We start from the raw sequence: 15,742 nt of genomic DNA, 5'->3' as shown, positions 1-15,742 counted from the left end.
CGTGGAATCGGCTAAGACCCGGTCCAAATCGATCGCGGCTGAAGCCGCTCCTACAAATGCAGCTCTCTTGTAGGAGCGACGTAAGTCGCGACCGCCCGACCACCCGGCCCCACGCACAGGTCGCGACTTACGTCGCTCCTACGTCCGCGGCGGCCTAGGCCACCGCGGGCGGCAGGTGGTGGTTGCCGCGGTACGGCGGCGTCGCCATCACCATCTCCGCCAGGCTATGGGCGAGCTCGCGCTCGGCCATCACCGCGGCATCCGCGCCGTGCTCGAGCAGGTGCCGCAGCTCGCCGTCGGAATGGGCGCGGGCGACGATGGTCAGCGCCGGGTTGATCTCGCGCAGCTTGGCGATGATCTCGCCCGCCTCCAGCGTGTTGGGAATGGCCAGCATCGCGGTGTGGGCGGTCTCGGCCCGCGCCTCGGCCAGCACCCGCTCATTGACGGCATTGCCGCGGATGGCCGGTACGCCGGCGGCGCGGGCACGCTCGATCAGGTGGTCCTCGCCGTCGACCACCACCAGCGGCACGCCACGCTCCTTGAGCAGGCGCCCCAGTTCGCTGCCCACGCGGCCGAAGCCAACCAGGATCACGTGGTCGCGCAGGTCGTCGGGGACCGGCGGGTCGGTGGTGTACTGCACCGGGTCGGGCTCGGCCGAGCGCTTTTCGCGACGGTCCAGCCAGGCGAAAAGCAGCGGGTTGGTGATGATCGACAGCAGCGCGCCGGCCAGCACCAGATCCTGGCCTTCCTGCGGCAGGATCCCCAGCGCCAGCCCGAGCCCGGCGAGGATGAAGGAGAACTCGCCGATCTGCGCCAGGCTGGTGGAGATCAGCAGCGCGGTGCCGCTCGGCTTGCCGAAGGCGCGGACGATGCCGTACGCCGCGGCCGACTTGCCGACCACGATGATCAGGTAGGTCGCCAGCACCTCGGTCGGGTGCTCGAACAGGATCATCGGGTCGAACAGCATGCCGACCGAGACGAAGAACAGCACCGCGAACGCATCGCGCAGCGGCAACGTCTCGTTGGCGGCCTGGTGGCTGAACTCGGACTCGTTGAGCAGCATGCCGGCGAAGAACGCACCCAGGGCGAAGGACACGTCGAACAGGGCCGCCGAGCCGAACGCCACGCCCAGCGCGATCGCCAGCACGCACAGGGTGAACAGCTCGCGCGAGCCCGAGCCGGCGACGCGCTCGAGGATCCACGGGATCACCCGGCGGCCGACGATCAGCATCACCGCCATGAACGCGCCGACCTTGAGGAAGGTCTTGAACAGCGCGCTCCACATCGAGCCACCACCGCCGGCGGCATCGCCATCGAGGATCCCCGCCAGCGCCGGCATCAGCACCAGCGCCAGCACGCAGACCAGGTCCTCGACGATCAGCCAGCCGACCGCGATGTGGCCGCGCCGGGTGTCCAGCAGACGCCGGTCTTCGAGCGCGCGCAGTAGCACGACGGTGCTCGCGCACGACAGCGACAGGCCGAACACCAGGCCGGCACCGTGCGACCAGCCCAGCCAGCGCGCCAGGCCCCAGCCCAGCACCGTCGCCACGGTGATCTGCACCACCGCGCCGGGGAGGGCGATCGCCTTGACCGCCATGAGGTCGCGCCAGGAGAAATGCAGTCCCACGCCGAACATCAGCAGGATCACGCCGATCTCCGCCAGCTGTGGGGCGAGCTCCATGTCGCCGACGAAACCGGGCGTGAACGGCCCGGCGACAATGCCGGCCACAAGGTAGCCCACCAGCGGCGAGAGCTTCAGCCGCTGGGCCAGCGCGCCGAAGATGAACGCCAGCACGAAACCGGCAACGAGGATGGTGATCAGGGACGTTTCGTGCGGCATCGGTGGTCCAGTGGTCAAGCCGTTCAGAATGTGGGCCGCGGCGGGCCGATGCAAGCCGGCACCCGGTCGATCCAGAGTCGCACACGTACAATGACGGCATGATCGCTTTCAAAGATTTCGCCCTGCGGCGCGGCGAACGCCTGCTCCTGTCCGACGTCAACCTGGTCCTGCAGACCGGCTGGAGGGTGGGCGTCATCGGTCGCAACGGCACCGGCAAGTCGTCGCTGTTCGCCGCCGTGCAGGGCCGACTGGAGGCCGACCGCGGCGATCTCGACCTGTCCGCGCGGATCCGGGTGGCCTCGGTCGCGCAGGAGACCCCATCGCTGCCCGACGCGGCGATCGATTTCGTGCTGTCCGGTGACACCGCCGTGCACGCGGCGATCCAGGCCGAGGCCAACGCCTTCGCCAGCGAGGACTGGGAAGCCGTGGCCGAGGCCCACCAGCGGCTGGAGGAACTCAACGGTTACGACGCCAGCGCCCGCGCCGGCAAGCTGCTGCACGGCCTCGGATTTGCCGCCGACACCCACCAGCGCCCGGTCAGCACGTTCTCCGGCGGCTGGCGGGTGCGGCTGAACCTGGCCCGCGCGCTGATGACGCCGAGCGACCTGCTGCTGCTGGATGAGCCGACCAACCACCTCGACCTCGATGCGGTGCTGTGGCTGGAGCAGTGGCTGCTGCGCTACCCCGGCACCCTGCTGCTGATCAGCCACGACCGGGAGTTCCTGGACGAGGTCACCACCCACACGCTGCACCTGCACGACGGCAAGGCGAAGCTGTACACCGGCGACTACACCGCGTTCGAGCGCCAGCGCGCCGAGCACCTGCGCCTGCAGCAGATCACCCACGAGAAGGCGCAGGCCGAGCGCGCCCACCTCCAGAGCTTCATCGACCGCTTCAGCGCGAGCGCGGCCAAGGCCAAGCAGGCGCAGTCGCGGGTCAAGCGGCTGGCCAAGATGCAGGGCACCGAGGCGGTGCGGGTCGAGCGCGCGCTGCGGATCGAGTTCCCGCCGCCGGCCAAGCTGCCGCACGCGTTGCTGCGGCTGGAGCACGCCGACTGCGGCTACGGCGACACCACGATCCTGCACGACGTCGGCCTGATCCTCGAAGCTGGCGACCGGGTCGCGCTGCTCGGTCCCAACGGCGCCGGCAAGTCGACCCTGGTGAAGTCACTGGTCGGCGAGCTGCCGCTGTTGGCCGGCGAGCGCGGCGGCCACCCGGACCTGCGCATCGGCTACTTCGCCCAGCACACGGTGGAGTCGCTGCGCGCCGGTGCCAGCCCGATCGACCACCTGGCCGACATCGCCCCGGGCGTGGCGACCCAACAGCTGCGCGACTTCCTCGGCAAGTGGAACTTCCCCGGCGACCGCGCGTTCGAGTCGGTCGACGTGTTCTCGGGCGGCGAACGCGCACGCCTCGCGCTGGCGATGATCGCCTGGCGCCAGCCCAACGTGCTGCTGCTCGACGAGCCCACCAACCACCTCGACCTCGACATGCGCGAGGCGCTGGCGGAGGCACTTGCGAGCTTCGATGGCGCGATCGTGCTGGTCAGCCACGACCGCCACCTGATCGGGCTGGTCTGCGATACCTTCTGGCGCGTCGCCGACGGCGTCGCCCAGCCGTTCGACGGCGACCTGGACGCGTACGCCAGCTGGCTGCGTGCACGTGACAACTCCAACGATGGCAAGGGCCGCTCCAAGGCCCCGCCGACCCCGGTCCAGGCTCCCGCGACCGCGGCCCCGGCGACTTCGCGCAAGGGCAAGGCCAACCCGCACAAGCTGGCCAAGGCCGAGCAGCGGGTTGCCGAGCTGGAGGCGGAGGTGGCCGCCGTGGAGGCGGCGCTGGCCGACCCGTCGGTCTATGCCGATGGCGGCGCGCGCGGCACTGAGCTGGGCAAGCAGCAGGCGACCTTGCGCCTGGCGCTGGAGCAGGCCGAGGCCGAGCTGCTGGCGCTGTACGAGGTCGATGCGGCGTGAGGCGCCTTCACCGCCAATCGCAATGACGGTTCCGAGGTAGGAGCGACGTAAGTCGCGACCCGCCGGATCATCCATGGCGCGATGTTCAGGTCGCGACTCACGTCGCTCCTACATGCGCTTCGTCCGTGGCTCAGTCGCGCAGGAAGTACTGCACCGTCGTCACCACGCGCACGCGTTTGACCTGCGGGCTGCTCTGGTCGCGGTCGTCGATGCTGACCACGCCCTGGTTGGCGCTACGGATGCCGCCCAGGCGCGAGCCGGAATCCTTGGCAAACTGAACCGCCGAATCGCGTGCGGCCGCGGTGGCCTCGGCAATGAGCCCGGGCTTGATGTCGTTGAGGCGGGTGTAGTCGAACTCCGGCGCGCTGCCCTCGCCGATCATCACCCCCTTCGACACCAGTTCGCCGCTGCGGCGCAGGACCTCCAGCGCCTTGGGCACGTCGTCGGTGCGCAGGGTGACGGTGGTGGAGTAGCGGAAGCGCTCGGCCGGGCGGTTGTCCCCGTAGGCCCACGCCCAGCGGTCCTCCAGGCTCGGTGGCGAGACCATGATGTCGTCGGCGTCGAAGCCTGCGTCGACGAAGAACCGGCGGATCACCGCGGTGTTGGCGTCGAGCTCGCGCTGCACCTGGGCCAGGTCGTTGCCGCCGACCGAGTGCGGCAACGGCCACACCACCCGGTCGGCTTCGACGATCTGCTCGGCCGAACCCTTGACGACCACGAACCGGTCGGCGATGCGCAGGTGCTTCATGCCGCCGGCGGCGAACCAGCCGGCCAGCACCAGGCCGATCGCCAGCAGGGCGGCGGCGATCAACGGGACCAGGTTGCGCGAAGCAGTGGAAGCGGGCATGTGGCGGTTCTCGCTGGAATTGGGCCAAGCGTAGCGCGCCCGGGCACGAACGGGGCCGGCGGGGTCCGGCCGGGGCCGCCGGTCTTGCGCTGTGGGCGCGGCGGCTTGCCGCCACTCGCCGTTTGCGTCGACCATGCGCCGATACCGAACCGGCGCCACCGATGAGCAATGAACTGGTTTACCTGCTGCTGATCTTCGGCCTGCTGGTCATTCCCCGGGCCCTGCAGCGCTTCAAGCTGCCGGCGCCGATCACCTGCCTGTTGTTCGGCGTCGGCGCGATGCTGGCCTTTGGCGACCGCACCCACGACCCGGTGATCGTGCTGCTGTCCACCCTGGGCATTTCGTCGCTGTTCCTGTTCGCCGGGCTGGAGGTGGACCTGCGCGCGTTGCGCAAGCAGCTCGGCCCGCTGCTGGCGCATCTGGTCGTGCGCGCGGCGTCGCTGGTCGGCGTCGGCTGGCTGGCGTGGCGCTACCTGGGGTTGGACTGGCAGGCGGCTGCACTGGTTGCGTTGGCGCTGCTGACGCCGTCCACCGGCTTCATCCTCGATACCCTCGAGCGGCTCGGGCTGGACGAGGAGGAGCGCTTCTGGGTGACCAGCAAGGCGATCGCCGGTGAGCTGATGGCGCTGGCGGCGCTGTTCGTGGTGCTGCAGGCCGGCGACATGACCCAGCTGGGGGTGTCCTCGCTGGCGATGACCGCGATGATCATCGGCCTGCCGTTGCTGTTCGTGGCGCTCGGCCGCTGGGTCGTGCCGCATGCGCCCGGGTCGGAGTTCTCGCTGCTGGTGATGGTCGGCATGGTCGCGGCGTTCATCACCTACAAACTGGGCGTCTACTACCTGGTCGGCGCGTTCGTGGCCGGCCTGGTGGCCCGCATGCTGCGGCTGCGGATGCCACGGCTGGCTTCGGACGACAACATGCACGCGTTGCGCTTGTTCGCGACGTTCTTCGTGCCGTTCTACTTTTTCCACGCCGGTACCGAGATCTCCCGCGATGCGCTGACTTGGGAAGCGCTCGGCCTCGGCGTCGTGCTGACGCTGGTGCTGGTGCCGCTGCGCATCGGCGTGGTCTGGCTGCAGCGCCGACTGATGTTCGGCGAGCAGCGCCGCAGCAGCCTGAAGGTCGCGCTGGCACTGTCGCCGACGCTGGTGTTCACGCTGGTGCTGGCCAACATCCTGTACGTGCGGTTCGACCTGCCGGCGGTGCTGTTCGGTGCGCTGATCCTGTACACCGTGCTCAACACGCTGCTGCCGTCGCTGGTGCTGCGCGCGCCGTTCGATGTCGATCCAATCGACGCGCCGCCGGCGTCGCACCCCGAGGACCGCATGCGCGAGGACGCCGCCGCCCGGCCGCCCCGGCCGCCGGTGATCACCGGCTGAGCTGCCGGTCCGTTGCCCGATGCGCGTCGCGGCGCCGGGTCGACGTCAGGCGCTGTCGGGCAGCAACTGCGCGACCTGCGACCCCAGCACCGCGTGCCCGGTGATGGCGACGTCCACCGGTTCACCGTTGCGCACCCGCACCTCGACGTCGACGTAGCCACCGCGGCCGGTGGCCGCCTGCTGGCGGGCGCGGAACCGGACCACGCCGTCCTCGCTGCGCAACAGGCCGTGGCGCACCAGGTAGGCGCCCAGCGGTCCATTCGCGTTGCCGGTGACCGGGTCCTCGTCGACCCCGATCGCGGGAGCGAACATGCGGCCGTGGCACAGCGCGTCGTCGTCCTCGTCCACGTCCAGGGTGAACACGAAATAGCCGTTGCTGCCGATGGCGGGGCTCAGCGCGGCCAGCCGGTCGAAGTCGGGCTGAAGCTCGACCAGTCGTGAACGGCGCTCCAGCGCGACCATGAGCTTGCCGTGGCCGGTGCCGACCACCTGCAGTGGACAGCGGAAGTCGAAGTCGCCGGCCTCCAGCCCGAGCGCGGCCATGACGTCGCGGACCAGGTGCGGCGCCAGCGGCGCGTGGAACACCGGCGGGCCCTGTTCGATCCGGACGGTGAAATCACCCATGTACGCGTTCACCTCGACCGTCTGCACGCCGGCGCCGGTCAATTGGCGGGTGCGACCGGCGCGCCCGCTCTCCAGCGCCAGCGCGTAGTGCGCGCCGACCGTGGCGTGGCCGCAGACCGGTACCTCCGTGGTCGGGGTGAAGAAACGCAACCGCACGTCGTGGTCGTCGCCGCTGGCCTGCAGTACGAAGGCGGTCTCGGAGAACCCCATCTCGCGCGCGATCGCCTGCATGCGTGCCTCGTCGAGGGCGTCAGCATGGGTGACCACGCCTGCCGGGTTGCCCCGGCCGGGTTCGGTGGTGAAGGCGTCGATGCGGTAAAGGCGCGGCTCGTCCATGGCGGCATTGCAGCAGAGCCGCGGGCGATGGCGGGTGAACGCCGCGAGGACCTAGCGTTGGCGCGAAGCCGCTGGCGGCGCGTCGTTGGTGTCGGTCTCGGGCAGCAGTTCCAGCGCCGACGGCGTGGTGCGCAGCATCGGGTGGAAGTGACCGGGGTGGTCACGGTCGCGGTGGCGGATCAGCATGCGCGCGGCCGCCACCACGGCCAGTGCAGCGAAGGCGGTGGCAAAGAACCCCGGCAGCGCCTGCGGGCCGAGGCGGTCCATGGCCTGGCCGGCGAGCGCCGGACCGATTGCCGATCCGACCCCGTTGAGCAGCAACAGGCTGCTGCACCCCGACAGCATGTCTTCCTTCGGCAGGAGGTCGAGCAGGTGGGCGACGCAGATCGGGTAGACCGAGAACACGAGTCCGCCGTAGGCGAAGAACAGCACGTACAGCTGCCAGTGGTAGCCGCCGCCGTCCTGCACGTCGCCGACGAACACCAGCGCCGTCGCGATCGCCGCGGCGAGCACGCTTACCAGGATCATCGCGCTGCGGCGGTCGGCGCGGTCCGACAGGCGACCGATCGGCAGTTGCAGCAGGGCGCCACCGATGATCGCCGCGCTCATCAGGTGCGCGACGGCGCTGACATCCAGCCCGAGGCGGGTCGCGTAAACCGGGCCGAGGGCCCAGAACCCGCCCATCGCGGTTCCCGAAAGCAGCGCCCCGGTCGCGGCCGCCGGCGCGGCGCGGTAGATCGAGGCAAGGGCCAGCCGCGGTACGTGGGGCAACTGCGGCTGGGTCATCCGGCTGGCGGTGACCGGCAACGCGGCACAGCAGATCAGGATGGCGACGACCGTGAACGGGATGAACGACGCCGGGTCGGACCGCCCGAACAACTGTTGCCCGACTGCCAGCGCGCCCAGGTTGACCGCCATGTACACAGCGAACACCTGGCTGCGCTTGTTCGGCGGCGCGGCCGCGTTGAGCCAACTCTCGATCACCGTATACAGGCCGACCAGCGCGATGCCGGTCACCAGCCGCAACAGGCCCCACGCCACCGGCGACAGCAGGATCGCGTGCAGCAGTGCGGCCGACGCGGTCAGCGCGGCGTAGAAGGCGAACGCACGGATGTGGCCGATCCGCTGGATCAGGTTGGGGGCGACGTAGGTACCGATCAGGAAGCCGATGAAGTAGCTCGACATCACCAGTCCGAAGGTCCGCGCGTCGAAGCCTTCCAGCTGACCACGCACGCCCAGCAGGCTGCCCAGCAGGCCGCTGCCCATCAGCAGCAGGGCGACCCCGGCCAGCAGCGCGGCGAGCGGACGGACGGTGGCGATCATCGGCGGCTCCAGAGGCGGGTGGGCGGCGGCGAGGCGGGCGACCTTAGCAATGCGGCAATGATGAACGGGTCAGGCGCCGGCCCGGCAGGCCGCCGGGTGCGCCCGGGCTTGATTCGCGGCGCCGGAGCCCCACAATCCGCGCACCGTTGTTGCTCCCGTGAAGTCCAATGCCGATTTACGCCTTCGAGTGCGCCGCCTGCGGCCACCATTTCGACCGCCTGCAGAAACTGTCCGACGCCGACCCGGTTGACTGCCCCGAATGTGGCCAGCCGAAGGTGCGCCGTCAGTTGACCGCGCCGCAGTTCCGGCTGGCCGGCGGCGGCTGGTACGAAACCGACTTCAAGAAGGACGGGGACCGCAAGCGCAACCTGGCCGGTGATGGCGGCGCGGCCAAGGGCGATTCCAAGGGTGACGCCCTGGGAGGCAAGCCGGCCGAACCGGCCAAGAAGGCCGACCCGGCCCCGGCCAAGCCGGACGCGCCCAAGGCCTGAGCGCGGGACGGAGCAGGGCCCGGCGCCGGCCGCTAAACTAGCGGGCTTTCCGGCGCGTAGCCGGTGAACCGTGTCCCGGAGCTCCCCCATGCGTACCCATTTCTGCGGCCTGATCGACGAGTCGCTGATCGACCAGACCGTCACCCTGTGCGGCTGGGCCGACGTCGCCCGTGACCTCGGCGGCCTGTGCTTCATCGATCTGCGCGACCACGAGGGCATCGTGCAGGTGGTGGCCGAGCCTTCGCAGGCCGAGGGCAATGCCGCGGTGATCGCGACCGCGGCGCAGGTGGGCTACGAGGACTGCCTGCGCGTGACCGGCACCGTGCGCCGCCGCGAATCGGTCAACAACAAGATCCGCACGGGCCAGGTCGAAGTGGTTGCCACCGCCATCGAGGTGCTCAACAAGGCCGAGCCGCTGCCGTTCCACGCGCACGAGAACCCGGGCGAGGACATCCGCCTCAAGTACCGTTACCTGGACCTGCGCACCCCCGCGATGCAGCGCAAGATGCGCATCCGCACCCGACTGGTCGCGGCGCTGCGTCGCTGGCTCGACGCCCGCGACTTCCAGGACATCGAGACGCCGATCCTGACCAAGGCCACCCCCGAAGGCGCGCGCGACTTCCTGGTGCCGGCACGCATGCACCCGGGGGAGTTCTACGCGCTGCCGCAGAGCCCGCAGTTGTTCAAGCAGATCCTGATGATGGCGGGCTTCGACCGCTACTACCAGGTCGCCCGTTGCTTCCGCGACGAGGCCCTGCGCGCCGATCGCCAGCTCGAGTTCACCCAGCTCGACATGGAGTTCGCCTGGGTCCAGGAGCGCGACGTGCAGGACACCGTCGAGCAGATGATCCGCGAGGTGTTCGCCGAGGTGATCGAGGTCGACCTCGGTGCCTTCCCGCGCATGACCTGGGCCGAGGCGATGCGCCGCTACGGCTCCGACAAGCCCGACCTGCGTATCGCGCTGGAACTGGTGGACGTGGACGCGCAGGTGAAGGACTCGCAGTTCAAGGTGTTCACCGATTCCGCCGGCGTGGACGGCATGCGCGTGTGCGCGCTGCGCATCCCCGGCGGCGCGGCGCTGTCGCGCAAGCAGATCGACGAGTACGCGGCGCACGCGGCCAAGTACGGTGCCAAGGGCCTGGCCTACGCCAAGCTCGGCGAGGACGGCGCGGTGAACTCGCCGGTGGCCAAGTTCTTCGACGAGGCCGCGTTCGCGGCGCTGCTGCAGCACGTCGGCGCCGGCAAGGGCGACATCGTGTTCTTCGGTGCCGGCGCGTACAACACCGTGAGTGATTTCATGGGCGCGGTGCGCCTCAAGGCCGGCAAGGACTTCAGCCTGGTCGAGGACGGCTGGAAGCCGCTGTGGGTTACCGACTTCCCGATGTTCGAGTGGGACGAGGAGGCGCAGCGCTACGTCGCGCTCCACCATCCCTTCACCGCCCCGGCGGTGGACGACGTCGACGGCCTGCGCGCCAACGCCCGTACCGCCACCAGCCGCGGCTACGACATGGTGCTCAACGGCAACGAGATCGGCGGCGGTTCGATCCGCATCCATCGCCCGGCGATGCAGGCGGCAGTGTTCGAGCTGTTGGGCATCGGCGCCGAAGAGCAGCAGGCCAAGTTCGGCTTCCTGCTCGACGCACTGAAGTATGGCGCGCCGCCGCACGGCGGCATCGCGTTCGGCATCGACCGGATCGCCGCGCTGATGGCGGGTACCGAATCGATCCGTGACGTCATCGCCTTCCCCAAGACCACTGGCGCGCAGTGCCTGATGACCGACGCGCCGTCGCCGATCCCCGACGCGCAGCTGGCCGAGGTGCATGTCGCGGTGCGGCCCAGGCCGGTCTCCGGCTAGGCGCCGAGTAACGGATGGCCGGCCCCGCGACGATCCGCCGCGCGACCCCGGACGACGCGGGGCTGCTGTCGCGGCTGGCCGCCCGCACGTTCACCGAGACCTTCGGCCACCTCTACCCGGCCGCCGACCTGCAGGCGTTCCTCGAAGGGAATTACAGCGTCGAGCGGCAGCGCACGATCCTCGCGCACCCGGATTACGCGGTCTGGCTGCTTGAGCAGGCCGGCGAGGCGATCGGCCACGCGGCCGCCGGCCCGTGCGGACTGCCACACCCGGATGTGCAGCCCGGGGACGGCGAGCTGAAGCGGCTGTACGTGCTGGCTGCGCACCAGAACGGGGGCAACGGCGGGCGCCTGTTCGCGACCGCACTGGAATGGCTGCTTCGCGAGGGCCCGTGCGTGCTGTGGATCGGCGTGTGGTCACAGAACCACGGCGCCCAGCGTTTCTACCGTCGCCACGGCTTCACCCATGTCGGCGACTACGAGTTCCCGGTCGGGCGGGTCCGCGACCACGAGTTCATCCTGCGTCGTCCGGCGGACTGGCGTCAGTCGTGACCGACCGGGTCCTGCTGCTGCACGGCTTGTGGATGCCCCGGGCGTCGATGGCCTGGCATGCGCGGCGACTGCGCAGGGCCGGCCGCACGCCGCACATCTTCAGCTACGCGACCGTCGCCGGCGGGCCGGAGGCAGCGTTGCCGGCGCTGGTCGAGCACCTGCGCGAGCCCACCGATGTCATCGCCCACAGCCTGGGCGGGCTGGTCGTCGTCCATGCGCTGCAGGCCAATCCCGACCTGCCGGTTGGCCGAATCGTCTGTCTCGGCTCGCCGCTGTGCGGCAGCGCGGCGGCCGGCGGCATGGCACGGCTGCCACTGGGCGCGGCGTCGCTCGGGCGCAGCGCCGGACTGTTGCGCCGGGGCTGTGACCCGTGGCGTGGGCCCGGCGAGCTGGGAATGATCGCCGGCAGCACCGCGCTCGGGCTGGGCCAGGTGTTCGGGCATTTCCAGGGCCGCAGCGACGGTACGGTGGCGGTCGCCGAGACCCGGCTGGAGGGCCTGGCCGACCACATCGTTCTGCCGGTCAGCCACAGCGGGATGCTGCTGTCGCCGGAGGTCTCGCGGCAGGCGCTGCACTTCCTGGCGCACGGTTCGTTCGTGCATCCGCAGTGAGTGCGCGTTCGGCCCGGGCACCGGCGGCACCGCCTGGCCGAACGGCGTAGAATCCCGGCCCTCTCACTGACAGCTGCCGGACACCACATGGGTAGGGGACCGTCGATCGAGGCCCGCAAGAACGCCAGCGACGCGAAGCGCGGCAAGATCTTCACAAAGATCATCCGCGAGATCGGCGTCGCCGCACGCGCCAGTGGCGGCGACCCCGGCACCAACCCGCGGCTGCGCACGGCGATCGACAAGGGCCTGGCGGCCAACATGTCCAAGGACGTGATCGAGCGCGCCATCAAGAAGGCCACCGGCGAGCTGGAAGGCGTCGAGTACGAGGAGATCCGCTACGAGGGCTACGCCCCCGGCGGCGTCGCGGTGATCGTCGACTGCCTGACCGACAACAAGGTGCGCACCGTCGCCGACGTCCGGCACGCGTTCGGCAAGTTCGGCGGAAACCTCGGCACCGACGGCTCGGTCGCCTTCATGTTCCACAAGCGTGGCGTGCTGAGTTTCGCGCCCGGCGCCGACGAGGACGCGATCACCGAAGCCGCGATCGAGGCCGGTGCCGACGACGTGGTGGTCTACGCCGACGACGGTTCCATCGACGTGCTGACCGCGCCCGACACGTTCGAGGCGGTCCGCGAAGCGATGCAGGCCGCCGGCCTGGTGCCGGCCCACGGGGAGGTCAGTTACCGCGCCGACAACGACATCAAGGTCGAGGGCGACACCGCCCAGCAGGTGGTCAAGCTGCTGGACTGGCTGGAAGACCTGGACGACGTGCAGGCCGTGTACTCCAACGCCGAGTTGGGCGAGGACGCCTACGCCTGACGGCGTACGCTGGCGACGTGATCCGCATCCTCGGCATCGACCCCGGTTCGCAGCGGACCGGCATCGGCGTGATCGACGTAGCCGGCGACGGGCGATGCACCTTCGTGCATTGCGAGGCGCTGAAGCTGCTCGACGCGGCCGACTTTCCGTCGCGCCTGGGCCTGCTGTGCGAGGGGCTGGAGCGTGTGCTCGACGACTGGCAGCCGCAGCAGGTCGCGATCGAGACGGTCTTCATGGCCAAGTCGGCGACGTCCGCGCTCAAGCTCGGGCATGCGCGCGGCGCCGCGCTGGCGACGGTGGTGCGGCGCAGGCTGGCGATCAGCGAGTACGCGCCGCGCGTGATCAAGCAGTCGCTGGTCGGTGGCGGCGCCGCCGACAAGGCCCAGGTCCAGCACATGGTGCGGCTGCTGCTCAAGCTGCCTGACGCCCGGCTGCAGGCCGACGCGGCCGACGCGCTGGCGGTGGCACTGACCCATGCCCACATGAGCGCGACGGTGATGCGCACCGGTGTGGCGATCAACCAGTTGAGGAGGCGCGGTACATGATCGGTCGCCTGAAAGGCATCGTGGTGCACAAGCAGCCGCCGTGGCTGGTGGTCGACGTCAATGGCGTCGGCTACGAGCTGGAGGCGCCGATGAGCACCTTCTACGACCTGCCCGACATCGGTCGCGAGGTGGCGCTGTTCACCCACTACGCGCAGAAGGAGGACAGCGTGTCGCTGTACGGCTTCCTGCGCGAGTCCGAGCGGCGCCTGTTCCGCGACGTGCAGAAGGTGTCCGGCATTGGCGCGAAGATCGCGCTGGCGGTGCTGTCGGGTGTCAGCGTCGACGAATTCGCGCGGATGGTGCAGGCCAGCGACGTGACTGCGCTGACCCGGATCCCCGGCATCGGCAAGAAGACCGCCGAGCGGATGGTGGTGGAGCTGCGCGACCGCGCCGCCGACCTGGCCGGTGGCGGGGGGCCGCTGCAGGGCCAGCGCGACATCCCGCGCGATCCGCAGAGCGAGGCCGTGATCGCCCTCCAGCAACTGGGCTACAAGCCGGCCGAGGCCGCCCGCATGGCGCGCGAGGCGACCGCCGCCGGCGACGAGGCCGCGACCATCATTCGCAAGGCGCTACAGTCCGCGCTCCGTTGAGCGGCGAGCCACGGTTCCGGTCCTGTCCATGTCAACGCCATCCATCAACCGCGAGTCGGCTGCGCAGGGCCAGGGGCACGGCCGCGCCGGCCTGGCAGGGCTGGTCGTGGGCGCGATCGGCGTCGTCTTCGGCGACATCGGCACCAGCCCGCTGTACACGCTGAAGGAAGCCTTCAGTGCGCACTACGGCCTGGTCGCCAACCACGACACCGTGCTCGGCATCCTCTCGCTGGTGTTCTGGGCGCTGATGCTGGTGGTCACGCTGAAGTACGTGACCATCATCATGCGTGCCGACAACGAGGGCGAGGGCGGCATCATGGCGCTGATGGCGCTGGCCCAGCGCACGCTGCCCAAGGGGTCGAAATCGGCCTACGGCGTCGGCATCCTCGGCGTGTTCGGCGCCGCCCTGTTCTTCGGCGACGGCGTGATCACCCCGGCGATCTCGGTGCTGTCGGCACTGGAGGGGCTGGAGGTGGTCGCCCCGCAGCTGGATCGCTGGATCGTGCCGCTCACCGTGCTGGTCTTGTTGGCGCTGTTCGCGACCCAGCGTTTCGGGACGGCGAAGGTCGGCAAGGTGTTCGGGCCGGTCACCGGCGTGTGGTTCCTCGCGCTGGCGGCGCTGGGCGTGTTCAACATCGTCCACGAACCGGAAGTGCTCTACGCGATCAACCCGTGGTGGGCGGTCAACTTCTTCGCCACCCACTCTTGGCACGGCGTGTTCATCCTTGGCGCCGTCGTGCTGGCGGTGACCGGCGGCGAGGCAATCTATACCGACATGGGCCACTTCGGCGCACGGCCGATCCGCTACGCCTGGTACTGGTTCGTGCTGCCGGCGCTGATGCTCAACTACCTCGGGCAGGGCGCGCTGGTGCTGGAGGACCCGACCGCGGTCCAAAACCCGTTCTACATCGGCGTGCCAGAGTGGGCGCGGGCGCCGATGGTCGTGCTGGCCACCGCGGCGACGGTGATCGCATCGCAGGCGGTCATTACCGGCGCGTTCTCGGTGACGCGACAGGCGATGCAGCTGGGCTACATCCCGCGCATGACCATCCGCCACACGTCCAGCGAGACGATCGGCCAGATCTACATCCCCGGGGTCAACTGGGCGATGGCGGCGGTGGTGATCCTGCTGGTGGTCAGCTTCGGCAGTTCGTCCAACCTGGCCACGGCCTACGGCATCTCGGTGTCGGGCACGATGCTGATCGACACCCTGCTGCTGGCGCTGGTGGCCCGCGCGCTGTGGCCGAGCTGGCGCTGGTGGGTGCTGCCGCTGTGCGTGCTGTTCTTCATCGGCGACGTCGCGTTCGTCATCGCCAACGGCGCCAAGCTGCTCCAGGGCGGCTGGTTCCCGCTGGCGCTGGGCATCGTGTTGTTCACCCTGCTGCGGACCTGGCGCCGCGGCCGCGAACTGCTGCGCGACGAGATCCAGAAGGGGGGCATCCAGCTCGACAGCTTCCTGCCCGGCCTGATGCTGGCGCCGCCGGTACGGGTGCCGGGGACGGCGGTGTTCCTCGCGTCGGACCCCGGGCTGGTGCCGCACGCGTTGATGCACAACCTCAAGCACAACAAGGTGCTGCACGAGCGCAACGTGTTCCTGACGGTGGAGACGCTGTCGGTGCCGTACGCGCCGAAGGAGAAGCGCCTGCGGATCGCTGAGATCGGCAACGACTTCCACCGGGTGCTGGTGCGCTTCGGCTTCATGGAGACGCCCGACGTGCCGCTGGCCCTGATGCGCTCGTGCGATGCCGGCGGGATCCATTTCGACCCGATGGACACGACCTATTTCGCCAGCCGCGAGACGGTGGTGGCGATCGCCCGCCGTGGCATGCCGGTCTGGCGCGACCGCCTGTTTGCGCTCATGCACCGCAATGCTGCGCCAGCCACCGGGTTCTTCCGGATCCCGGGCAACCGGCTGGTCGAACTGGGTTCGCAGGTCGAGATCTGATCGCGGGCCGCGC

Annotated in this window: 14 protein-coding genes; 10 read left to right on the top strand and 4 right to left on the bottom strand. The window is 69.9% G+C overall.

Features of this window, described 5'->3' with window-relative positions; genetic code table 11:
- Positions 1–154: 154 nt before the first annotated feature.
- A complete protein-coding gene (ybaL, locus tag KOD61_RS11035) occupies positions 155–1,840 on the bottom strand; it encodes a YbaL family putative K(+) efflux transporter (protein ID WP_215218713.1) in 1,686 nt (561 codons plus the stop codon).
- Positions 1,841–1,938: 98 nt separating this feature from the next.
- Here ybaL and KOD61_RS11030 point away from each other — a divergent pair, with 98 nt between their 5' ends.
- Positions 1,939–3,813, top strand: coding sequence for an ABC-F family ATP-binding cassette domain-containing protein (locus KOD61_RS11030; protein WP_215218712.1), 1,875 nt, complete (start codon positions 1,939–1,941; stop codon positions 3,811–3,813).
- A gap of 130 nt (positions 3,814–3,943) precedes the next feature.
- Here the strand turns inward: KOD61_RS11030 and KOD61_RS11025 are convergent, their stop codons facing one another.
- Positions 3,944–4,660, bottom strand: coding sequence for an SIMPL domain-containing protein (locus KOD61_RS11025; protein ID WP_215218711.1), 717 nt, complete (start codon positions 4,658–4,660; stop codon positions 3,944–3,946).
- Between the two features lie 161 nt (positions 4,661–4,821).
- Between KOD61_RS11025 and KOD61_RS11020 the strand changes: the two genes are divergently transcribed.
- Positions 4,822–6,039 (top strand): cation:proton antiporter, encoded by a 1,218-nt coding sequence (locus KOD61_RS11020; protein WP_215218710.1) that lies wholly within the window; start codon positions 4,822–4,824, stop codon positions 6,037–6,039.
- A 45-nt stretch (positions 6,040–6,084) separates the two neighbouring features.
- Here KOD61_RS11020 and KOD61_RS11015 read toward each other — a convergent pair whose 3' ends face one another.
- Together KOD61_RS11015 and KOD61_RS11010 are read right to left on the bottom strand one after the other, a co-directional pair.
- Positions 6,085–6,999 carry a PhzF family phenazine biosynthesis isomerase gene (locus KOD61_RS11015; RefSeq protein WP_215218709.1) on the bottom strand — a complete coding sequence of 305 codons (915 nt, stop codon included), beginning with the start codon at positions 6,997–6,999 and terminating at the stop codon, positions 6,085–6,087.
- A 51-nt stretch (positions 7,000–7,050) separates the two neighbouring features.
- Positions 7,051–8,322: an MFS transporter gene (locus KOD61_RS11010; protein ID WP_215218708.1), complete on the bottom strand. Its 1,272-nt coding sequence runs from the start codon at positions 8,320–8,322 to the stop codon at positions 7,051–7,053.
- Positions 8,323–8,489: 167 nt separating this feature from the next.
- Here KOD61_RS11010 and KOD61_RS11005 point away from each other — a divergent pair, with 167 nt between their 5' ends.
- The 8 genes from KOD61_RS11005 (at position 8,490) to KOD61_RS10970 (ending at position 15,729) form a co-directional block, all read left to right on the top strand.
- Positions 8,490–8,813, top strand: a complete 324-nt coding sequence (locus KOD61_RS11005; protein ID WP_215218707.1) for an FmdB family zinc ribbon protein — start codon at positions 8,490–8,492, stop codon at positions 8,811–8,813.
- 88 nt (positions 8,814–8,901) lie between these two features.
- The gene (gene aspS, locus KOD61_RS11000) at positions 8,902–10,668 is read left to right on the top strand and encodes an aspartate--tRNA ligase (RefSeq protein ID WP_215218706.1); all 1,767 of its coding nucleotides are present in this window, start codon (positions 8,902–8,904) and stop codon (positions 10,666–10,668) included.
- A gap of 14 nt (positions 10,669–10,682) precedes the next feature.
- Positions 10,683–11,219 carry a GNAT family N-acetyltransferase gene (locus KOD61_RS10995; RefSeq protein ID WP_215218705.1) on the top strand — a complete coding sequence of 179 codons (537 nt, stop codon included), beginning with the start codon at positions 10,683–10,685 and terminating at the stop codon, positions 11,217–11,219.
- On the top strand, positions 11,216–11,830 hold the full coding sequence (locus KOD61_RS10990) for an esterase/lipase family protein (RefSeq protein ID WP_215218704.1): 615 nt from the start codon (positions 11,216–11,218) through the stop codon (positions 11,828–11,830). The genes KOD61_RS10995 and KOD61_RS10990 overlap by 4 nt, the downstream gene beginning before the upstream one ends.
- 87 nt (positions 11,831–11,917) lie before the next feature.
- Complete coding sequence (locus KOD61_RS10985; protein WP_215218703.1) at positions 11,918–12,649, top strand: YebC/PmpR family DNA-binding transcriptional regulator; 732 nt, start codon at positions 11,918–11,920, stop codon at positions 12,647–12,649.
- 17 nt (positions 12,650–12,666) lie between these two features.
- Positions 12,667–13,194, top strand: a complete 528-nt coding sequence (gene ruvC / locus KOD61_RS10980; RefSeq protein ID WP_215218702.1) for a crossover junction endodeoxyribonuclease RuvC — start codon at positions 12,667–12,669, stop codon at positions 13,192–13,194.
- Complete coding sequence (gene ruvA, locus KOD61_RS10975; protein ID WP_215218701.1) at positions 13,191–13,784, top strand: Holliday junction branch migration protein RuvA; 594 nt, start codon at positions 13,191–13,193, stop codon at positions 13,782–13,784. Before ruvC ends, ruvA begins: the two co-directional genes overlap by 4 nt.
- 28 nt (positions 13,785–13,812) lie before the next feature.
- Positions 13,813–15,729 carry a potassium transporter Kup gene (locus KOD61_RS10970; protein WP_215218700.1) on the top strand — a complete coding sequence of 639 codons (1,917 nt, stop codon included), beginning with the start codon at positions 13,813–13,815 and terminating at the stop codon, positions 15,727–15,729.
- Positions 15,730–15,742 lie beyond the last annotated feature (13 nt).

The organism is Lysobacter luteus (assembly GCF_907164845.1).
GTDB classification, from domain to species: Bacteria; Pseudomonadota; Gammaproteobacteria; order Xanthomonadales; family Xanthomonadaceae; genus Novilysobacter; species Novilysobacter luteus.
Note: the sequence above shows the minus strand (reverse complement) of the source record. Positions and strands in the feature narration are given on the sequence as shown.

Coding starts and splice junctions, on each gene's coding strand:
- KOD61_RS11020 (WP_215218710.1), top strand. CDS start 4,822: ATGAGCAATGAACTGGTTTACCTGCTGCTGATCTTCGGCCTGCTGGTC.
- KOD61_RS10985 (WP_215218703.1), top strand. CDS start 11,918: ATGGGTAGGGGACCGTCGATCGAGGCCCGCAAGAACGCCAGCGACGCG.
- KOD61_RS11005 (WP_215218707.1), top strand. CDS start 8,490: ATGCCGATTTACGCCTTCGAGTGCGCCGCCTGCGGCCACCATTTCGAC.
- KOD61_RS11010 (WP_215218708.1), bottom strand. CDS start 8,322: ATGATCGCCACCGTCCGTCCGCTCGCCGCGCTGCTGGCCGGGGTCGCC.
- KOD61_RS10995 (WP_215218705.1), top strand. CDS start 10,683: ATGGCCGGCCCCGCGACGATCCGCCGCGCGACCCCGGACGACGCGGGG.
- ybaL (WP_215218713.1), bottom strand. CDS start 1,840: ATGCCGCACGAAACGTCCCTGATCACCATCCTCGTTGCCGGTTTCGTG.
- KOD61_RS11015 (WP_215218709.1), bottom strand. CDS start 6,999: ATGGACGAGCCGCGCCTTTACCGCATCGACGCCTTCACCACCGAACCC.
- KOD61_RS11030 (WP_215218712.1), top strand. CDS start 1,939: ATGATCGCTTTCAAAGATTTCGCCCTGCGGCGCGGCGAACGCCTGCTC.
- ruvA (WP_215218701.1), top strand. CDS start 13,191: ATGATCGGTCGCCTGAAAGGCATCGTGGTGCACAAGCAGCCGCCGTGG.
- KOD61_RS11025 (WP_215218711.1), bottom strand. CDS start 4,660: ATGCCCGCTTCCACTGCTTCGCGCAACCTGGTCCCGTTGATCGCCGCC.
- aspS (WP_215218706.1), top strand. CDS start 8,902: ATGCGTACCCATTTCTGCGGCCTGATCGACGAGTCGCTGATCGACCAG.
- KOD61_RS10970 (WP_215218700.1), top strand. CDS start 13,813: ATGTCAACGCCATCCATCAACCGCGAGTCGGCTGCGCAGGGCCAGGGG.